Source organism: Bradyrhizobium sp. WU425 (genome assembly GCF_021052305.1).
Lineage (GTDB): Bacteria > Pseudomonadota > Alphaproteobacteria > Rhizobiales > Xanthobacteraceae > Bradyrhizobium > Bradyrhizobium canariense_D.
On record NZ_CP088089.1, the window covers coordinates 5,413,587 to 5,431,252 of the forward strand.

General features: G+C 64.6%; 15 protein-coding genes and 1 pseudogene. All 16 read right to left on the bottom strand.

Annotation, left to right across the window (positions count from 1 at the left end; genetic code table 11):
• Positions 1–10 precede the first annotated feature (10 nt).
• The gene (locus BcanWU425_RS26310; RefSeq protein WP_085352347.1) at positions 11–841 is read right to left on the bottom strand and encodes a carbohydrate ABC transporter permease; all 831 of its coding nucleotides are present in this window, start codon (positions 839–841) and stop codon (positions 11–13) included.
• A gap of 3 nt (positions 842–844) precedes the next feature.
• The gene (locus BcanWU425_RS26315; protein WP_085385945.1) at positions 845–1,717 is read right to left on the bottom strand and encodes a carbohydrate ABC transporter permease; all 873 of its coding nucleotides are present in this window, start codon (positions 1,715–1,717) and stop codon (positions 845–847) included.
• Positions 1,718–1,807: 90 nt separating this feature from the next.
• Positions 1,808–3,061, bottom strand: a pseudogene (locus BcanWU425_RS26320) (ABC transporter substrate-binding protein).
• Positions 3,062–3,491: 430 nt separating this feature from the next.
• Positions 3,492–4,442 carry a sugar-binding transcriptional regulator gene (locus tag BcanWU425_RS26325; RefSeq protein ID WP_204510750.1) on the bottom strand — a complete coding sequence of 317 codons (951 nt, stop codon included), beginning with the start codon at positions 4,440–4,442 and terminating at the stop codon, positions 3,492–3,494.
• 8 nt (positions 4,443–4,450) lie between these two features.
• Positions 4,451–5,110: an HAD family hydrolase gene (locus BcanWU425_RS26330; protein WP_204510749.1), complete on the bottom strand. Its 660-nt coding sequence runs from the start codon at positions 5,108–5,110 to the stop codon at positions 4,451–4,453.
• Positions 5,111–5,180: 70 nt separating this feature from the next.
• Positions 5,181–6,371 (bottom strand): multiple monosaccharide ABC transporter permease, encoded by a 1,191-nt coding sequence (mmsB, locus tag BcanWU425_RS26335; protein WP_007608442.1) that lies wholly within the window; start codon positions 6,369–6,371, stop codon positions 5,181–5,183.
• Positions 6,368–7,942, bottom strand: a complete 1,575-nt coding sequence (mmsA, locus tag BcanWU425_RS26340; RefSeq protein WP_231188693.1) for a multiple monosaccharide ABC transporter ATP-binding protein — start codon at positions 7,940–7,942, stop codon at positions 6,368–6,370. The genes mmsB and mmsA overlap by 4 nt, the downstream gene beginning before the upstream one ends.
• Positions 7,943–8,126: 184 nt before the next feature.
• Positions 8,127–9,200, bottom strand: a complete 1,074-nt coding sequence (gene chvE / locus BcanWU425_RS26345; protein ID WP_007593237.1) for a multiple monosaccharide ABC transporter substrate-binding protein — start codon at positions 9,198–9,200, stop codon at positions 8,127–8,129.
• Between the two features lie 70 nt (positions 9,201–9,270).
• On the bottom strand, positions 9,271–10,149 hold the full coding sequence (locus tag BcanWU425_RS26350) for an SMP-30/gluconolactonase/LRE family protein (RefSeq protein ID WP_204510747.1): 879 nt from the start codon (positions 10,147–10,149) through the stop codon (positions 9,271–9,273).
• Positions 10,149–11,225, bottom strand: a complete 1,077-nt coding sequence (locus BcanWU425_RS26355) for an aldose epimerase family protein (protein WP_204510746.1) — start codon at positions 11,223–11,225, stop codon at positions 10,149–10,151. Before BcanWU425_RS26355 ends, BcanWU425_RS26350 begins: the two co-directional genes overlap by 1 nt.
• A gap of 2 nt (positions 11,226–11,227) precedes the next feature.
• Positions 11,228–12,154, bottom strand: coding sequence for a Gfo/Idh/MocA family protein (locus tag BcanWU425_RS26360; protein WP_204510745.1), 927 nt, complete (start codon positions 12,152–12,154; stop codon positions 11,228–11,230).
• Positions 12,151–12,930 carry a FadR/GntR family transcriptional regulator gene (locus BcanWU425_RS26365; protein WP_204510744.1) on the bottom strand — a complete coding sequence of 260 codons (780 nt, stop codon included), beginning with the start codon at positions 12,928–12,930 and terminating at the stop codon, positions 12,151–12,153. Before BcanWU425_RS26365 ends, BcanWU425_RS26360 begins: the two co-directional genes overlap by 4 nt.
• On the bottom strand, positions 12,927–13,907 hold the full coding sequence (gene yjfF / locus BcanWU425_RS26370) for a galactofuranose ABC transporter, permease protein YjfF (protein ID WP_204510743.1): 981 nt from the start codon (positions 13,905–13,907) through the stop codon (positions 12,927–12,929). The genes BcanWU425_RS26365 and yjfF overlap by 4 nt, the downstream gene beginning before the upstream one ends.
• Entirely contained in the window at positions 13,904–14,896 is a 993-nt protein-coding gene (locus BcanWU425_RS26375; RefSeq protein WP_204510742.1) for an ABC transporter permease, read from the bottom strand. The genes yjfF and BcanWU425_RS26375 overlap by 4 nt, the downstream gene beginning before the upstream one ends.
• Positions 14,893–16,437, bottom strand: a complete 1,545-nt coding sequence (locus tag BcanWU425_RS26380; protein WP_204510741.1) for a sugar ABC transporter ATP-binding protein — start codon at positions 16,435–16,437, stop codon at positions 14,893–14,895. Before BcanWU425_RS26380 ends, BcanWU425_RS26375 begins: the two co-directional genes overlap by 4 nt.
• A gap of 121 nt (positions 16,438–16,558) precedes the next feature.
• A complete protein-coding gene (gene ytfQ, locus BcanWU425_RS26385; protein WP_204510740.1) occupies positions 16,559–17,521 on the bottom strand; it encodes a galactofuranose ABC transporter, galactofuranose-binding protein YtfQ in 963 nt (320 codons plus the stop codon).
• Between the last annotated feature and the right edge of the window lie 145 nt (positions 17,522–17,666).

The following is a 17,666-nucleotide window of genomic DNA, read 5'->3' on the forward strand; positions in this document are numbered from 1 at the left end:
GCAGCCCTTCCTACTTTACCGCGCCAAAGGTGAGCCCGCGCACGAGCTGCTTCTGGCTGAACCAACCGAGGACGAGAATGGGCGCGATCGCCAACGTGGAAGCCGCCGACAGCTTTGCCCAGAACAGCCCTTCCGGGCTCGAATAGGACGCGATGAACGTGGTGAGCGGCGCAGCGTTCGAGGTCGACAGATTGAGCGTCCAGAACGCCTCGTTCCAGGCCAAGATCAGGTTCAGCAGCATGGTCGATGCGAGCCCCGGGATCGCCATCGGCGTCAGCACGTAGATCAGCTCGCGGCCGATGGTGGCGCCGTCCATGCGCGCGGCTTCCAGGATGTCGCGCGGAATCTCCTTGAAATATGTGAACAGCATCCAGATCACGATCGGCAAGTTTCCGAGACACAGGATGAAGACGAGGCCGATGCGGGAATCGAGCAGGCCGAATGACTTGTAGATCAGGTAGATCGGCACCAGCACGCCGACCGGCGGCATCATCTTGGTCGAGAGCATCCAGAGCAGGATGTCCTTGGTGCGCTTGGTCGGCGAGAACGCCATCGACCAGGCCGCGGGGATCGCGATCAAAAGCGCGATCAAGGTCGAGCCGCCGGCGATGATGATCGAGTTCATCGCGTGGAGGACATAATCGCTGCGCTCCTGCACCGTCGCGTAGTTTTCCGCGGTCCAGTGGAAGAACAGGAAGGACGGCGGGATCGCGAAAGCCTCGAGCTCGGTCTTGAAGCTCGCCAATACCATCCAGAGGATCGGGAAGAAGATCAGGAAGCCGAAGAACCACGCCCCGATGGTCGAGACCACCACCCGCTGCCTCGTCGCCGTACGCGCCATGTCTTATGCCTCCAGGTTGCGACCGACGATACGGACGAGGAAAAAGGCAACAACGTTGGCGATCACGACAGCGACGAGGCCGCCTGCCGAGGCAGTACCGACATCGTACTGGATCAGTGCCTGCGAATAGATCAGGAAGGCGATGTTGGTGGTCGAGAGTCCCGGGCCGCCGCCCGTGGTGACGTAGATCTCGGCAAAGACGGTGAGCAGGAAGATCGTCTCGATCAGGATCACCACCGTGACGGGGCGCGCGAGGTGCGGCAGCGTGATGTAGATGAAGGTCGAGACCGCGCTGGCACCGTCCATTTCAGCGGCTTCCTTCTGCTCCTCGTCGAGCGACTGCATCGCGGTGAGCAAAATCAGGGTCGCGAACGGCAGCCATTGCCAGGACACGATCAGGATCACGGCGAGCAGCGGCGCGTCGGTAAACCAGTCAATCGGCGTCAACCCGAACAGCGAGGCGATCCAGGCAAACAGCCCGGACACAGGATGCATCAGCAGGTTCTTCCAGACCAGCGCGCTCACCGTCGGCATCACGAAGAACGGCGCGATCACCATCAACCGCACGATGTTGAGGCCGATCACCGGCTGGTCGAGCAATAGCGCCAGCGGAACTCCGAGCAGGACGGTCAGCGCCAGCACCGAGCCGACCAGCACCAGCGTGTTCTGGAGCGAGGCGAGGAACGCGGGGTCGGTGAGGAAGTAGCGGAAGTTTTCCAGCCCGACGAACGCTTCCGAGCCGGGATCGAGTAAGCTGTAATGCAGCGTCGAGAAATAGATCGTCAACGCGAGCGGGACGATCATCCAGATGAACAGCAGCCCGACGGCCGGCGTCAGGAGCGTCCGTGCGAGAAGCTGCGTCTGCCGGGTTGCCATTCTTGGCTTCTCCGCTTGCGGGAAGAAGGCGGCCATCCACCTGGAGCGGTGGATGGCCGCAAGTCTGAGCTCAGGAGGGAGAGCTCGAGCTCACTTGATGTAACCCGCGCGCTTCATCTCGCGCTCGGTTGAAGATTGCGCCGCGGTGAGCGCGGCATCGACCGTCATCGATCCCGCAAGCGCGGCCGAGAATTGCTGGCCCACCTGCGTACCGATGCCCTGGAATTCGGGGATGGCCGCATATTGCACGCCGACGTAGGGCACCGGCTTCACCGTCGGCTTGTTCGGATCGGCGGCATCGATCGAGGCCAGCGTCAGCTTGGCGAACGGGGCGACCTTCAGATAATCAGGGTTTTGGTAGAGCGAGGTTCGGGTGCCCGGCGGCACGTTCGCTCAGCCCTCCTTCGCAGCCACGACCTTGGTGTAATCCTTGCTGGTGGCCCAGGCGATGAACTTCTCGGCGGCTTCGGCCTTCTTCGAGCCGGCGGGAATTGCGAGGCTCCAGGCCCACAGCCAGTTGGCGTTCTTGCCGAGCCCGGTGTTGGGCGCCAGCGCGAAGCCGACCTTGTCGGCGACCTTGGAGTCCTTCGGGTTGGTGACGAACGACGCCGCGACGGTGGCATCGATCCACATTGCGCACTTGCCGGCATTGAACAGCGCGAGGTTCTCGTTGAAGCCGTTCGAGCTCGCACCGGGAGGGCCGGCCTGCTTCATCAGGTCGACATAGGTCGTGAGCGTCGCCTTCCATTCCGGCGTGTTGAACTGCGGCTGCCACTTCTCGTCGAACCAGCGCGCGCCGTAGGAATTGGCCATGGCGGAGAGGAACGCCATGTTCTCGCCCCAGCCGGCCTTGCCGCGCAGGCAGATGCCGTAGACGCCGGCGCTCTTGTCGGTGAGCTTCTTGGCGGCGTCGACGACGAAATCCCAGGTGGGGCTTTCCGGCATCTTGAGGCCGGCCTTGTCGAACAGGTCGGTGCGGTACATCACCATCGAGCTCTCGCCGTAGAATGGCGCGGCGTAGAGCTTGCCGTCGACCGAGACCGCATCCTTGATCTTGGGCAGGAGGTCGGCGACGTCGTAGTCGGCGCCGAGATTGGCGAGCGGCACCAGCCAACCCTTCTTGGCCCAGATCGGCACCTCGTAGGTGCCGATGGTGAGGACGTCGAACTGGCCGCCCTTGGTGGCGATGTCGGTGGTGACGCGCTGGCGCAGCACGTTCTCTTCCAGCGTCACCCATTTGACGCTGATATCGGGGTTCTTCTTGGTGAATTCACCCGTCAGCCCCTGCATGCGGATCATGTCGCCGTTGTTCACGGTGGCAATCGTCAGGGTCGTTTCGGCCATCGCGGGGACAGCCAGCAGGACAGACGCGCCACAGACGGCGCCGAGGACGTGTTTCACGGTGACCTCCCTAAGCTCGCGCTTTTGAGCATATGCCCACGCGTTGGGCGTATGTTCGGCTGAGGGCGGGCCGTTGTCAAGCAGGCGCGCGGACGTTTCGGCAACTTATGAGTGCTGCGATGCGGGGGAGCTCGTGCGTCGCCCTCCCCGTCATGCCCCGCGAAGGGGCATCCAGTACTCCGTGCCGTCTGTCGGTTTGCCTCAAGCGGCGCTGCGGCGTCCTGGATCGTCCGCCTGCCGCCTTCGCTAAACCTTCGGCGCCCCCAGACCTCAATCCCGGCGAAGCCTTGGCGTAGCCGGGTCGCGGACGACGACAGCGGCGTGGGTGGCGAAATCCCTGCCTCGCGCCCCGCGCGGGAAACGACGAACCGCCTCAGCGCTCCAGAATCGCCCTTGCGGTCGCCTCGTCCGTAATCAGACCGTTGATCAGCCGCCCATTCAGCGCCGCCGCGATCGCCGGCACCTTGGCTGCGCCGACGGCGGCGCCGATCGTCGTGGTCTTCGCCGGGACCTCCGGCGGAATGCTGGTCAACCGTTTGTTGGTGCCGGCCTTCAGCAGGCGGCCCTTGGAATCATAGGCCCAGCCCGTGATCTCGCCAATCGCCCCTTGCCGCATCATCTCGAACAATTCGTCGCGGGTGACGAAGCCGTCGACATGGACCTGCGCCTTCTGGTCCATCTGGCCGATGCCGACGAGGCGCAAATCCGCCTTCTCCGCGACCGCCTTCACCTTCGCGATCGGCTCGATCCGGACCATCTTGTTGCGCTCGTCCTCGGACGACATCAGGAACGGTAGCGGCATCGGGTAATGCCGTGCGCCGGTGCGATCGGCGAGCCGGCCGACGGTATCGTAGAAGCTCGCAGAACCGTCGGCGGAGATGTTGCCGACGAGCGAGACGATCTGGTGATTGGGCCGGTCGATCGGCGTGACGCGCTCGACCGCGGCGCGCACGGCGCGTCCCGTCCCGAGCGCGACGATGACGGGCGTTTCCGAACGCAGGGTGGAATCGAGCAGGTTGGCGCAGCGTTCGGCAATGCCCGCTGTGGCCTGCGGCGCGGCGGGATCAGCCGGCACCACCTCGCAATGGGCAAGGTCGAAACGTTCCTTCAACCGCGCCGCCAGCTCCATGCACGCGGCGATGGGATGTTCGAGCCGGAAGGTGATGAGCCGCTCGGCGAGACATAGCGACACCAGCCGCTGCGCCGACGCGCGCGACACCTGGAGCATCTTCGCGATCTCGTCCTGGGTGTGACCGGCAATGAAATAGAGCCAGCCGGCACGCGCAGCGTCGTCGAGCCTGGACTTTTCGTTCTCGGCGGCCATGGCAGGCGTCAGGCGTCCTTCCAGAAATCGATCATGCGCGCGAAGACCCGGTCGGCCCCCGCACCCGACAGTATAGCCTGCCCGTCGCGTCCGCGATAATGGCTGCCGCCGGCAAATCCCCAGACCGTCATGCCGGCCGCCTTGCCCGCCTGCACGCCGCTCGGACTATCCTCGATCACCAGCGTGCGCGCAGGTTGCGCGCCCATCTGCTCGGCCGCGTACAGAAAGAGATCGGGCGCCGGCTTGCCGTGCCTGACCATCTGCGCGGTGTAGATCCGGTCGCCGAAATGCGCCCGCAGGCCGGTGACGTCAAGGGAGAGCGCGACACGGTCGATGTCGCTGGAGGAAGCCACGCAGAATGGTGCCCGCAGGCCCGACAAGATCATATCGACATCAGAAACCGGATGAAGCGCCTTTTCGAACGCCATCAACACGCGCGACTTCAGCCGGGACGGAAAATCGACCGGCATTGCGTGGCCGAGCTCGCGATAATGCCGAGTAATTGCGCTCGTGCTTCGTCCAAGGAACAGCTCCAGCGCTTGTGCAAGTGTCAGCGATATCCCGGATTCGGACAGCTCGTCCGACAGGCATTGACAGCTCAACAGCTCGCTGTCGACGAGCACACCGTCGCAATCGAAGATAATGAGATCGAACTGACCAGGATCCATTCGGTCATTCGATCATATGCTCACCTGTTGAGCAATAGCTCACTGAAGCCGATCGTAGTCGGCGGCAGCCTCATCTCCGCTGATTATAAACGTCGATGCACACCGCCCCAAGCAGGACCAGGCCCTTGATGACCTGCTGATAGTCGATGCCGATGCCGAGGATGGACATGCCGTTGTTCATCACGCCCATGATCATGGCGCCGACCACGGCGCCACCGACGCGGCCGACACCGCCATAGGCCGAGGCGCCGCCGATGAAGCAGGCCGCGATGACGTCGAGCTCGAAGCCGAGGCCCGCCTTCGGCGTTGCTGTGTTGAGGCGCGCGGCGAAGACGAGGCCGGCGAGCGCAGCGAGCACGCCCATGTTGACGAAGGTGAGGAAGGTCAACCGTTCCGTCTTGATGCCCGACAGGCTTGCCGCTTTCGCATTGCCGCCAACCGCGTAGACCTGCCGACCGATGACGGTGCGGCGGGTGACGAAACCGTACAGCGCGATCAGCGCGGTCATGATGACCAGCACGTTCGGCAGACCGCGATGCGAGGCGATCAGATAGGTGAAATAGAGCACAGCGCAAGCCAGGAGAATGCTCTTGCCGAGGAAGAACGCGTAAGGCTCGACCTCGATGCCGTGCAGCTGCTCGCGCGAGCGCCCCTTGGCGCTGGCGTAGACGAGGCCGAGCGCGAGCACCGCACCGACCAGCATCGACGTCGGATGCAGCGTGCCGGCCTCGGGCAGCATCTCCGGAATGAAGCCGGAGGACAGCTTCTGGAAGGTGGCCGGGAACGGTCCTAGTGACTGGCCTTGCAATACCGCAAGCGCGAGGCCCTTGAACACCAGCATGCCGGCCAGCGTCACGATGAAGGACGGTATCTTGAAATAGGCCACCCAATAGCCCTGCGCGGCGCCGATTGCCGCGCCCAGCAGCAGGCAGGCGATAAAGGCGAGCGTGTAGTCGACCTTGTAGGTCACCATGAGCACGGCAGCCACCGCGCCGACGAAGCCCGCGACCGAGCCGACCGAGAGGTCGATATGGCCGGTGACGATGACGAGCAGCATGCCGAGCGCCATGATAACGATGTAGCTGTTCTGGAGCACCAGATTGGTCAGGTTGAGCGGCTGCAGTAGCGTGCCGCCAGTCATGACCTGAAAGAACAGCATGATCGCGATCAGCGACATCAGCATGCCGTAATTGCGCAGATTGTTCTTGATGAAGCTGCCGTGCCGACCCTCCTCGGGCAGCGAAACCGTCTTGTCGGTCATGGCTGCGATCCTCCCATCTCTGCACCCGCCAGGGCGCGGCTTCCATAATTTGTGTCGTTGCGCATGATGGCGCGCATGATCTTTTCCTGTGTCGCTTCGGCGCCGGGGAACTCGCCGACGAAGGCACCGTCGTTCATGACGCAGATGCGGTCGCAGATGCCGAGCAGCTCGGGCATCTCCGATGAGATCACCACCACGCCGCGGCCGGCCTCTGCAAGCTCGTTGATGATACAGTAGATCTCGTATTTGGCACCGACGTCGATGCCCCGGGTCGGCTCGTCCAGGATCAAGACCTTGGGGTCGGTCATCAGCCATTTCGACAGCACGACCTTTTGCTGGTTGCCGCCGGAGAGCTGGCTGGTCTCCTGATAAACGTCGGAGCAGCGGATGCGCATCCGGTTGCGGTAGTCGCTGGCGACCTTCAGCTCGGCGATGTCGTCGATGACGCGGCGAGGAGCGACCTGGTCGAGGCTTGCGAGCGTGATGTTCTTGCGGACGTCGTCGGCGAGGATCAGTCCCAGCTGCTTGCGGTCCTCCGTGACATAGGCAAGGCCGGCGTCGATCGCGGCCGCCACGTTTGGCAGCACGATCTCATGGCCCTCGAGCCGGATGCGACCGCTGATCGTGGTGCCCCACGACCGGCCAAACAGGCTCATGGCGAATTCGGTGCGGCCGGCGCCCATCAATCCGGCAATGCCGACGACCTCGCCGCGCTTCACGCTGAAATCGACGTTCTTGATCACCTGCCGCTCGGGATGGATGGGATGGTAGACCGACCAGCTCTCGACGGTGAGAACGGGCTCGCCGATCTTTGCGCTGCGCTCCGGAAAGCGATGGGCGAGATCGCGGTTGACCATGCTGCGGATGATGCGGTCCTCCTGGATCGGCTCGGCGCGGCAGTCGATGCCGTCGACGGTGCGGCCGTCGCGCAGGACGGTGATGTGATCGGCAACGCGGGCGACCTCGTTGAGCTTGTGCGAGATCAGGATCGAGCCGATGCCCTGCTCGCGGAAGGCCATGAGACGTTCGAGCAGCGCGGCACTGTCGGCCTCGTTGAGGCTGGCGGTCGGCTCGTCCAGGATCAGCATCCGCACCCGCTTGGACAGCGCCTTGGCGATCTCGACCAGCTGCTGCTTGCCGACGCCGAGATCGGTGATCAGCGTATCCGGCGATTCCTTGAGGCCGACCTGCGCGAGCAGGTCGCGCGTGCGCCGATACACCTCGTCGCGGTCGATGACGCCAAGCTTTGACGGCGGATGCGACAGGAAGATGTTTTCGGCAATCGACATCAGCGGGATCAGCGCCAGCTCCTGATGGATGATGATGCCGAGCGCCTCGGAATCGTTGATGTCGCGGAAGCGGCGCTCCTCGCCATCGAAGATGATGGTGCCCTCGTAGCTGCCGGCCGGGTAGACGCCGCTGAGGACCTTCATCAGCGTGGACTTGCCGGCACCGTTCTCGCCGACGAGGGCGTGGATCTGCCCGGCTTCAACCGAGAAGTTGACATCACGCAGCGCCTGCACACCGGAAAAGCTCTTGCTGACGTTACGCATCTCCAGCATTGCGGTCATGATTTCACGTCCCTCAATCAGTGTTAGATCACCTCTCCCCGCTCGCGGCGAGAGGTCGGATCGCATCGTTCGATGCGATCCGGTGAGGGGGAGTCTCCGCGAGACGCACTGCTTCCTTCCTCGCGGAGGCTTCCCCTCACCCTAACCCTCTCCCCGCAAGCGGGGAGAGGGAAAGAAAAGAAGCCTACTGGAACTGCGACTTCTTGTAGTAGCCGCTGTCGACCAGGACCTTCTCCCAATTGTCCTTGTAGACCACGACCGGCTTGAGCAGATAGGACGGCACGGTCTTGGCGCCGTTCTCGTAGGTCTTGGTGTCGTTCACGGTGACCTGCTTGCCGGCAAGCGCAGCGTCGACCATGTCGGCGGTCACCTTGGCGAGATCGCGGGTGTCCTTGAAGATGGTCGAATACTGGTCGCCGCGCAGCATCGCCTTGATCGAGGGCACCTCGGCATCCTGGCCCGAGATGATAGGCATCGGCTGGCCGGCGCTGCCATAACCGACGCCCTTCAGCGAGGAGATGATGCCGATCGACAGGCCGTCATACGGCGACAGCACCGCGTTGACCTTCTTGTTGCCGTAGTAGGCACTGAGCAGATTGTCCATGCGGGCCTGCGCGGTGGCGCCGTCCCAGCGCAACGTCGCGACTTTATCCATGCCCATCTGGCCGGAGACGACGACGAGCTTGCCGCTGTCGATGTACGGCTTCAGCACGCTCATCGCGCCGTTGTAGAAGAAGTAAGCGTTGTTGTCGTCGGGCGAGCCGCCGAACAGCTCGATGTTGAACGGGCCCTTGCCGTCCTTAAGACCGAGGCCCTGCACGATCGATTCGGCCTGGAGCACGCCAACCTGGAAATTGTCGAAGGTGGCGTAATAGTCGACGTTCGGCGTGCCGCGGATCAGGCGGTCATAGGCGATCACGGTGATGCCTTTTGCTTTCGCCTGCTTGAGCACGTCGGAGAGCGTGGTGCCGTCGATCGCGGCGATCACCAGCGCTTTCGCGCCCTTGGTCACCATGTTCTCGACCTGCGAGAGCTGGTTCGGAATGTCGTCCTCGGCATATTGCAGGTCGGTGTTGTAGCCGCGCTCCTTCAGCACCTTCACCATATTGTTGCCATCGTCGATCCAGCGCGCCGACGATTTGGTCGGCATGGCGATGCCGACTGTTGCTTTGTCCTGGGCCGAGGCGGTGACGCCCGCGGCCATCGTCGCAGCGCCGGCCAGCGCCAGCGCGAGGAAGGTCGTCTTCAGTTTCAACATGTTTCACTCCCTTGGATGTCAGACTGTTTTTTCGTGTCGTCGAGAAATTTGGTGTGCGGCTTCTAGCCTCCTATGCGAGCTTGACGTCAGGCTCCGCGCGACCGCGCGCGGTGGCCTCCAACAGGAAGGTGTAGCCGGCTTGCGGATCGGCGGCACGCGCCGCCGCATACATGTCCTGCCAGGCCGAGGTGACGAGGAGACGCGACAGACCAGGACCGACAAAAGCGGGGCAGCTCGCCTGCTTTGCCGGCACGCTCAGCGAACGCAGGCGTTCGCCTTGCGGAGAGTAGACGTCGATGCGGCTCGCGCCCCAGCACGCGTTCCAAATCTGCCCGTCGGCATCGCACACCGAACCGTCGAGGCCGCCAACGCCGGTGTGGCGCAGCAGCACCTCCGGCTCGCCGCGCGGCAGGCCGGTGACGGGATTGAGCGGCACCGCGTAGAGCACCGCGCGCGCCGTGTCGGCGAAGTAGCCCGTGGCGCCATCGGGCGAGAAGCAGATCGAGTTGGGAATGCTGATGCGCGGAAACAGCATCGATATCTCGCCGTGATGGAACGCGTAGATCGCGCCTGCCCCTGCTTCCGCCTTCCGACCCATAGTGCCGATCCAGAACGTGCCGGAGGGATGCACGCGGGCATCGTTGGAGCGGGTCGCGGGATTGTCGGCTTCAAGCGGACAGAGCAGCCTCATCGCGCCGTCGGCAATTTTGCGGATATAGAGGCCGTCTTCCGCGACGATCAACTGCCTTTCGGCATCAATCCGCCCAAGCGCGCTCGCCATCCGGCCCAGCGCATGAACGCGAATGCTGCCGCTGCCGAGCTGCGCCTCGAACAGTCGCCCCTCCCGGATATCGAACCACCAGGCCGTGTCGGTGGTCACGTCATAGGTCGGTCCCTCGCCGAGATGGCAAGGATCGTCCGAAAGAACCGAGGTCGGCACCTGTTCCATCAGGACCTCCTCACCGCAAAGCGATAGACCGTATGATGGCGATAGACCTCGCCGGGCGCTAGGCGCGGGCTCGGGAAATCCGGCCGGTTCGGTGCGTCCGGCCAGATATGCGGCTCCAGGCACATCGCGTCCGACTGCCGGTAGAGCTTGCCGCCCTTGCCCGAAATCGTGCCGTCGAGATAATTGCCCGAATAGACCTGCAGACCGGGCTGATCGGTGAACAGCTCCATGATGCGCCCCGAGCGCGGCGCCTCCAGTCGCGCCGCGAGACTGAGCTTACCGTCGCGCGCGAGACAGTAGGTATGGTCGTAGCCCCTGCCGTTGCGCAATTGCTGGTCGCTCTCGCGGATGCGCTCGCCGATCGCCCGCGGCTCGCGGAAGTCGAACGGCGTGCCGGCAACGCTGCGCGGCGGCTCCGGCAACGGAATGGCCGTGGGGTCGATCGCGAGGAAATGCCCGGCCGCGACCGTCAGCTTGTGATCGAGAATGGGCGTGCCTGATGTCGCGCCCTCCAGATTGAAGAAGCTGTGGTTGGTCAGGTTGACGATGGTCGGCCGGTCGGTCCGCGCCTCCATGATCAGGGATAGCTCAGCCGGGCCGGTAACACGATAGGTCAGGCGCACATCGAGCCGACCGGGATAGTTTTCCTCGCCATGCGAGCTCGTGTAGGTCAGCGTGACCGCGGGCTCGGCGCCATCGTCGATCTCCGCAATGTCCCAGAGCTTGCGGTCGAAGCCGTCGAGGCCGCCATGCAGCGCATTCGGACCGTTGTTGACGGGAAGCTGCACCGTCTCGCCGTCCAGCGAAAATTGTCCGTTGGCGATGCGATTGGCGTAGCGGCCGACGGTGGCGCCGAAGAACTTTCGTTCGGCGAGATAGCCGGCAAACCCATCATGGCCGAGCACGACGTCGTCGTGGCCGCCCTTGCCGTCCGGCGCGATCAAGGCCTGCAAGACTGCACCATGGGTGATGATGCGCGCCTCGAACCCGCCCTCGCTGCGCAGCACGATGCGGTCCACCTTGCGGCCGTCCGGCAGCGTTCCGAACACGTCTCTTTCTGTTTTCGATCCAGCCATGATCAATCCACAAACGGTTCGACGATCGTGCGCCTGCCGAGCAGGAAGGCGTCCGCGACGAGACGAAGCGGCGCCAAATCGACGTCGCTCGCGCCTGTCGCGGCGAGCGCGACGAAGCGCCGGTAAAGCTCCCGATATTCCTCATCGGGCGCCTCGGCAACGGTCTTGCCGTCGATCACCATGATCCGGCCGCCGCGTGATAGCGTCATCCGGCCCTGGTCGGTTTCGACGAGGATATCCCAGCTCTGCGGCCCGGTCTGGCGGAAGTCGAACTCGGCGGTCACAGGTAGGCCGTCGATGTCGGTCAGCGTCAGCTTCGCGGCGATCGGCGCCTGGCAATTGGCGGGGAAGGCGAGCTCGGCCGCGGTGACGAACACGGGCTTCGGCAGGATCCTGGTCAGGATCGACAGCGCATTGATGCCGGGATCGAACACCCCGAGCCCGCCCGGCTCCCAGATCCACGCCTGCCCGGGATGCCAGACGCGGACGTCCTCTTTCCAGTTGACGTGCACGGAACGGATGCGGCGCGCGGCGAGCCACTCGCGCGCCGGCTCGACTGCCGGCGCATGGCGCGAATGCCAGGTCGCAAACAGCGTTCGCTTGGCCTCACCCGCCATCGCGATCAGCGGATCGAGCTCGGCAACGCCGGCGCCGGGCGGCTTCTCCAGCATGACGTGCTTGCCGGCCCTCAGCGCTGCGATCGCCTGGGCGCGGCGCACTTGAGGCGGCGTGCAGAGCGACACCGCGTCGATCGGCGGACCTTTTTCCAGCAGCTCTTCGATGGTCGCGAAATGCGGCAGATCCGGCAACGAGGCATTGCGGCTGGCGACGGCCGCCAGCGTCGCGCCGGGAACCGCTGCGATGGCGCCGACATGCTGGTCCCGCGCGATCTTGCCGAAGCCGACGATGGCGATGCGAAGTTCAGTCACGATCTTTCTCCAGCTTCCGCGGACGGCAGCGCTTCGGCCGGTACAGTCTCGATCACTGTACCCTCGTGGCGGCGCATGCCGTTGTGAATGACGTAGACCATCGCCTCCGCCGCGGTCGTGGCATCACCGGCCGCGATGGCATCGACGATCTTCTGATGCCAGAGCAGAACGGTGTCGCGGTCCTCTGGTTCGACCGGTGCGCTGAGCAGGAATGAGGCGCGCAACGCAGCCTCGATGACGTGCCCGATCGAGCGCATGAACAGATTTCCGGAGGCGCGCGCGACGGCGACGTGGAGCGCGAGGTCGGCATCGGCGAAGCCAACGGAGTCGGAGGCTTCAAGTCGCATCCGCTCCATGCAGCGCCGGAGCTCGGACAGATCCTGCTCCGACCGCTGCGCCGCCGCCAGCATCGCCGCGCGCGGCTCGACCGCAAGGCGGATCTCGGCGAGGTCGTTGAGGAAACGCTTGTCGATCCCGGCGTCCAGGTGCCAGGCCAGCACGTCGGCGTCGAACATGTTCCAGGCGACGCGTTCGCGCACGACAGTGCCGACGCGGGCCTTGGTGGTGAGCAGACCCTTGGCGACCAGCGTCTTCACGCTCTCCCGCAATACCGGCCGCGACACCCCGAACATCGCAATCATTTCGGCATCGCCAGGCAGGCGCGTTCCCTCCGCGTAGCGGCCGGCAATGATGTCAACGCCGATCGAACGGGCCACCTCCGCGTGATTGGAGTGCGCCCGGCGCGTCGGGATGACGAGGATGCGCGAGGTGGTCATGAGACTGCTCCCGCGCGCTTTGCCACAGGCCGGCGCGCGAGCGCGACCAATCCTTGTTGCAAGGCGATGAAGGCGAACAGCAGCACGCCGGTCGCGATCTTGGTCCACCAGCTCGACAGTGTCCCGTCGAAATTGATGTAGGTCTGAATCATGCCCTGGATCAGCACGCCGAGGAAGGTGCCGATCACCGAGCCCTGACCGCCCGTGAGCAGCGTGCCGCCGATCACGACGGCCGCGATGCTGTCAAGCTCGACGCCGACGGCGGACAGCGAATAGCCGGCGCTGGTGTAAAAGGAGAAGACGATGCCGGCGATGCCGGCGAGCAGGCTCGACAGCATGTAGATCTTCACCGTCATCTTGCCGACGGCGACGCCCATCAGGCTAGCGGTCGCCCGGCTGCCGCCGAGCGCATAGACATTGGCGCCGAACCGGGTGAGCTGCAGCAGCGATGCGCCGCCGATCACGATCGCAAGCATGATGATCGCGACCGCCGTCAGCCGCCCGCCGCCGGGTAGTCGCAGTGCGAAGTCCGACACGGTGGAATAGACCGGTGCTGTGATCGGCACCGATTCCGTCGAGAGCAGGAAGCTGGCACCCCGGGCCAAGAACATGCCGGCGAGCGTCACGATGAAAGGCGGCAAATCGAAGACGTGGATCACCGCGCCCATCGCCGCTCCGAAGGCGGCCGAGAGCGCGAGAATGGCGACGAAGGCGACCAGGGGCGGCATTCCCCAGCGCTCGATCGCCAGCGCGACGAACACCGTGGTGAAGCCGATCACCGAGCCGACCGAGAGATCGATGCCGCCGGAAATGATGACGAAGGTCATGCCGGTCGCGACGATGCCGAGGAAGGCGTTGTCGGTGAGGAGATTGCCGACCACGCGGGTGGAGGCGATGTTGGGAAACTGCATCGCGCAGAGCGCGAATCCGGCGACGAGCACGATCGCCGTGATGAGGACGGGCGGCAGGCCTTTCATGCCTTGGTCCTCCGCAGCCGCGCCACGGCGCCGGCAAAGCCGGACAGCTTCGGCGATTGCAGCAGCAGCACGGCGAGCACCACCACCGCCTTGACCAGCAAATTGAACTCCGGCGGATAGCCCGACAGCAGAATGCCCGTGTTCATGGTCTGGATGATCAGCGCGCCGAGTACGGCCAGCACGAGACTGAAGCGGCCGCCGAACAGGGAGGTGCCGCCGATCACCACTGCGAGGATGGCATCAAGCTCGAGCCAGAGGCCGGCATTGTTGGCATCCGCGCCCATAATGTCGGCCGCCGCGATGACGCCGGCAAGCGCTGCGCAAACGCCGCACCAGACATAGACCGCCAAAATCATCGCGCGCGTGCCGACGCCGGCGAGCTCGCTTGCCCGCGCATTGCCGCCAGTGGCCTCGATCAGCAATCCGAGTGCCGAGCCGCGCACCACCGCGCCGGTGAGGATCAGCATGCCCAGCGCAATCGCGACCGGCACCGGCAGGCCGAGGATAGAGCCATTGCCGAGCCAGACCAGATCGGGCGAGGAGAAGGTCACGATGCGGCCTTCGGTAATGAGCTGGGCGATGCCGCGCCCCGCCACCATCAGGATCAAGGTCGCCACGATCGGCTGCATGCCGAGCACCGCGACGAGAAATCCGTTCCACAACCCGCAGATCAGGCCGGTGCCGAGCGCAGCCGCCAGCACCACGACCAGACTGTGGTTGTCGGCGAGGCTCGCCGCGATCGCGCCCGAGATCGCCATCACAGCGCCAACTGACAGATCGATGCCGCGCGTCGCGATCACCAGGACCATGCCGAGTGAGAGCAGCGCCACCGGCGTGCCGCGGTTGAGCACGTCGATCAGGCTGCCGAACAGCCGGCCGTCCTGGAGGCGCAGATCGAAGAATTGCGGCGACACCACGCGATCGACCGCCAGGATGACGATCAACGCGAGGATCTGGGCAAGGCCGCGGCGCGGCAACAGCGCGGTCATGCCCAGCCCTCATGCGCTGTCGCGGCGCCGTCGGCCGCAATGGCCGCGAGAATGTTGCCGACATCGATCGCCTCGCCGGCGAGCTCTTCGACATGCGCGCGGTCGCGCAGCACCACGACCCGGTCCGAATAGGTCACGATCTCGTCGAGCTCGGAGGAGATCACGAGCAGCGCGAGCCCGTCGTCGCAGAGCTCGCGTATCAGGCGGATGATCTCGGCATGCGCACCGACATCGATGCCGCGGGTCGGCTCGTCCAGCACGAGCAGCCGCGGCGAAGTCGCAAGCCACCGTGCCAGCAGGACCTTCTGCTGATTGCCGCCGGAGAGCAGGCAGACGGGACGCTCCGGATCGGGCGGACGGATGTCGAGCATCTTGACGTAACGGCTTGCGATCTCGTCCTGCTCGCGTCGCGACAGCGGCCGATGCAAACCGCGCTTGGCCTGGAGCGCGAGCACGATGTTCTCGCGGACGGTGAGCTCGGCGACGATGCCGTCGGTTTTGCGCTCCTCAGGGCAATAGCCAAAGCCGTGACGCACCCCGTCGCGCGGCGACTGAAGCCGGACAGGCGCGCCTTCCACCCTCGCCTGTCCGCGATCGGCGCGCTCGGCGCCGAACACCAGCCGCGCCGTCTCGGTCCGGCCCGAGCCGAGCAGGCCGGCGAGACCGACGACCTCGCCATGGCGCAGCTCGAGATTGAACGGCGCGACATAGCCTGATTTGCCATAGTTCTCGAAGCTCGCGCAGACTTCGCGGGCCTGATGCTCGCGCGTCGCGGTCCGCGCGCTGGTGGTCTCGGCCAGTTCGCGGCCGAGCATCATCCGGATCAGCTCGAGCCGCGACAGCGACGCGGTCTCGCGCTCGCCGACCAGGCGACCATTTCGCAAAACCGTGATGCGATCGGAGATCTCGTAGACCTGGTCGAGGAAATGGCTGACGAAGACGATGCCAATGCCGCGCTTGGCAAGCTGACGCATGATGCGAAAGAGGATCTCGACCTCATGGCGATCGAGGCTCGCGGTCGGCTCGTCCAGGATCAGCATGCGCGCCGAGAGATCGACGGCACGCGCGATCGCGGTGACGTGCTGGATCGCCACCGAATAATTGCCAAGCGGCGCTGATACGTCGATGTCAAGTCCGAAATCCGCGAGCAGCGCCTTGGCGCGGCGTCGCATCTCGCCTTCGCGCACGATGCCGAAGCGCATCGGTTGCCGATCAAGAAACAGGTTCTGCGCCACCGAGAGATTCGGCAGCAAATTGACTTCCTGGTAGACCGTGGCGATGCCGGCCTGAAGCGCCGCCTTGGCCGACCGCGGCGCGACCTCTTCGCCGCCCAGCCTGACGATGCCGGCATCGCGCGGAAATACGCCCGTGACGACCTTGATCAGCGTGGACTTGCCGGCGCCGTTCTCACCGAGCAGCGCATGGATCTCGCCGGCGCGAAGCGTGAAGTCGACCTCCTGCAACGCACGCACGGCGCCAAAGCTCTTGCTGATCCCACGCACCTCCAGCAGGGAAGCAGCGGAAATCGGGCTGTTCTCCATGACAAATATACTCCCAAGGGCGCCCGCTGACGATGCGGACACGGAGCCTGTTCGTTCGCGCAGCGGTTTAGAGCGGGATCGCCGGACTGCCGACACACGGCCGTCCGGCAACGCACCCGCCTCAGTAACCGAGGCCCTTCTTGCTGTCGTAGATCTTCTGCGGATCATCGGTGGGCGTGTAGAGCTTGGATTCCGTCTGGATCCATTTCGGCGGAACGGTGCCCTTGTCCTTGAAGGCCGCGATGGCATCGAGCGCGGGGCCAGCCATGTTCGGCGTCAGCTCGACCGTGGCATTGGCTTCGCCGGCGACCATCGCCTTGAAGATGTCGGGGACCGCATCGATCGAGACGGTGAGGATCTCCTTGCCGGGCTTGAGGCCGGCCTCCTTCATCGCCTGGATCGCGCCGACCATCATGTCGTCGTTATGCGCATAGACCGCGCAGATCGACTTGCCGCCTTCGGCCTTGATGAAGCTTTCCATCACTTCCTTGCCCTTGGCTCGGGTGAAGTCTCCGGTCTGGCTGCGCACCACCTTCAGGTTCGCATGCTTGGCGATGGCGGTGTCAAAACCCTTCTTGCGGTTGGCGGCGACGCTGGCGCCGACGGTGCCCTGCAATTCGACGATGTTGCAGGCCTTGGACCCGACGGTCTTGGCCAGCCAGTCGCCGGCGACCTCGCCTTCGTGCACGCTGTCGGAGGTCACGGCGGTGAGATAGAGCTCCTTCCCGGAGGGATCGATGTCGCGGTCGAGCAGCACGACCGGGATCTTGGCCTCCTTGGCTTCCTTCAGCACCGAGTCCCAGCCGGTTGAGACGACGGGCGCGAGGAAGATCGCATCGACATTCTGCGCGATGAAGGAGCGGATCGCCTTGATCTGGTTCTCCTGCTTCTGCTGCGCGTCGGCGATCTTGAGATTGACCTTGCGCTTGGTGGCCTCCTGCTTGGAGACCGAGGTCTCGGCCGCGCGCCAGCCGGATTCCGATCCGATCTGCGAGAAGCCAATGGTGAGCTCGGCGGCATTCGCCGGCAGCGCGAGCAGCAACGCGGCCGTCGCGCTGGCCGCAAAGAGGGCTTTGACGATCATCAGGCGTGTCTCCCAACATGTTATCCGGGGGCGCCGATTGGTAGCATCGCACCCACAGGCCGGCCTTTGAGGTGGCGGGAGGGACTATTTCACGGAAGTTTGGTTCCGACTAGTCATATTATTTGACTATTGAGGGGGAAAGCGC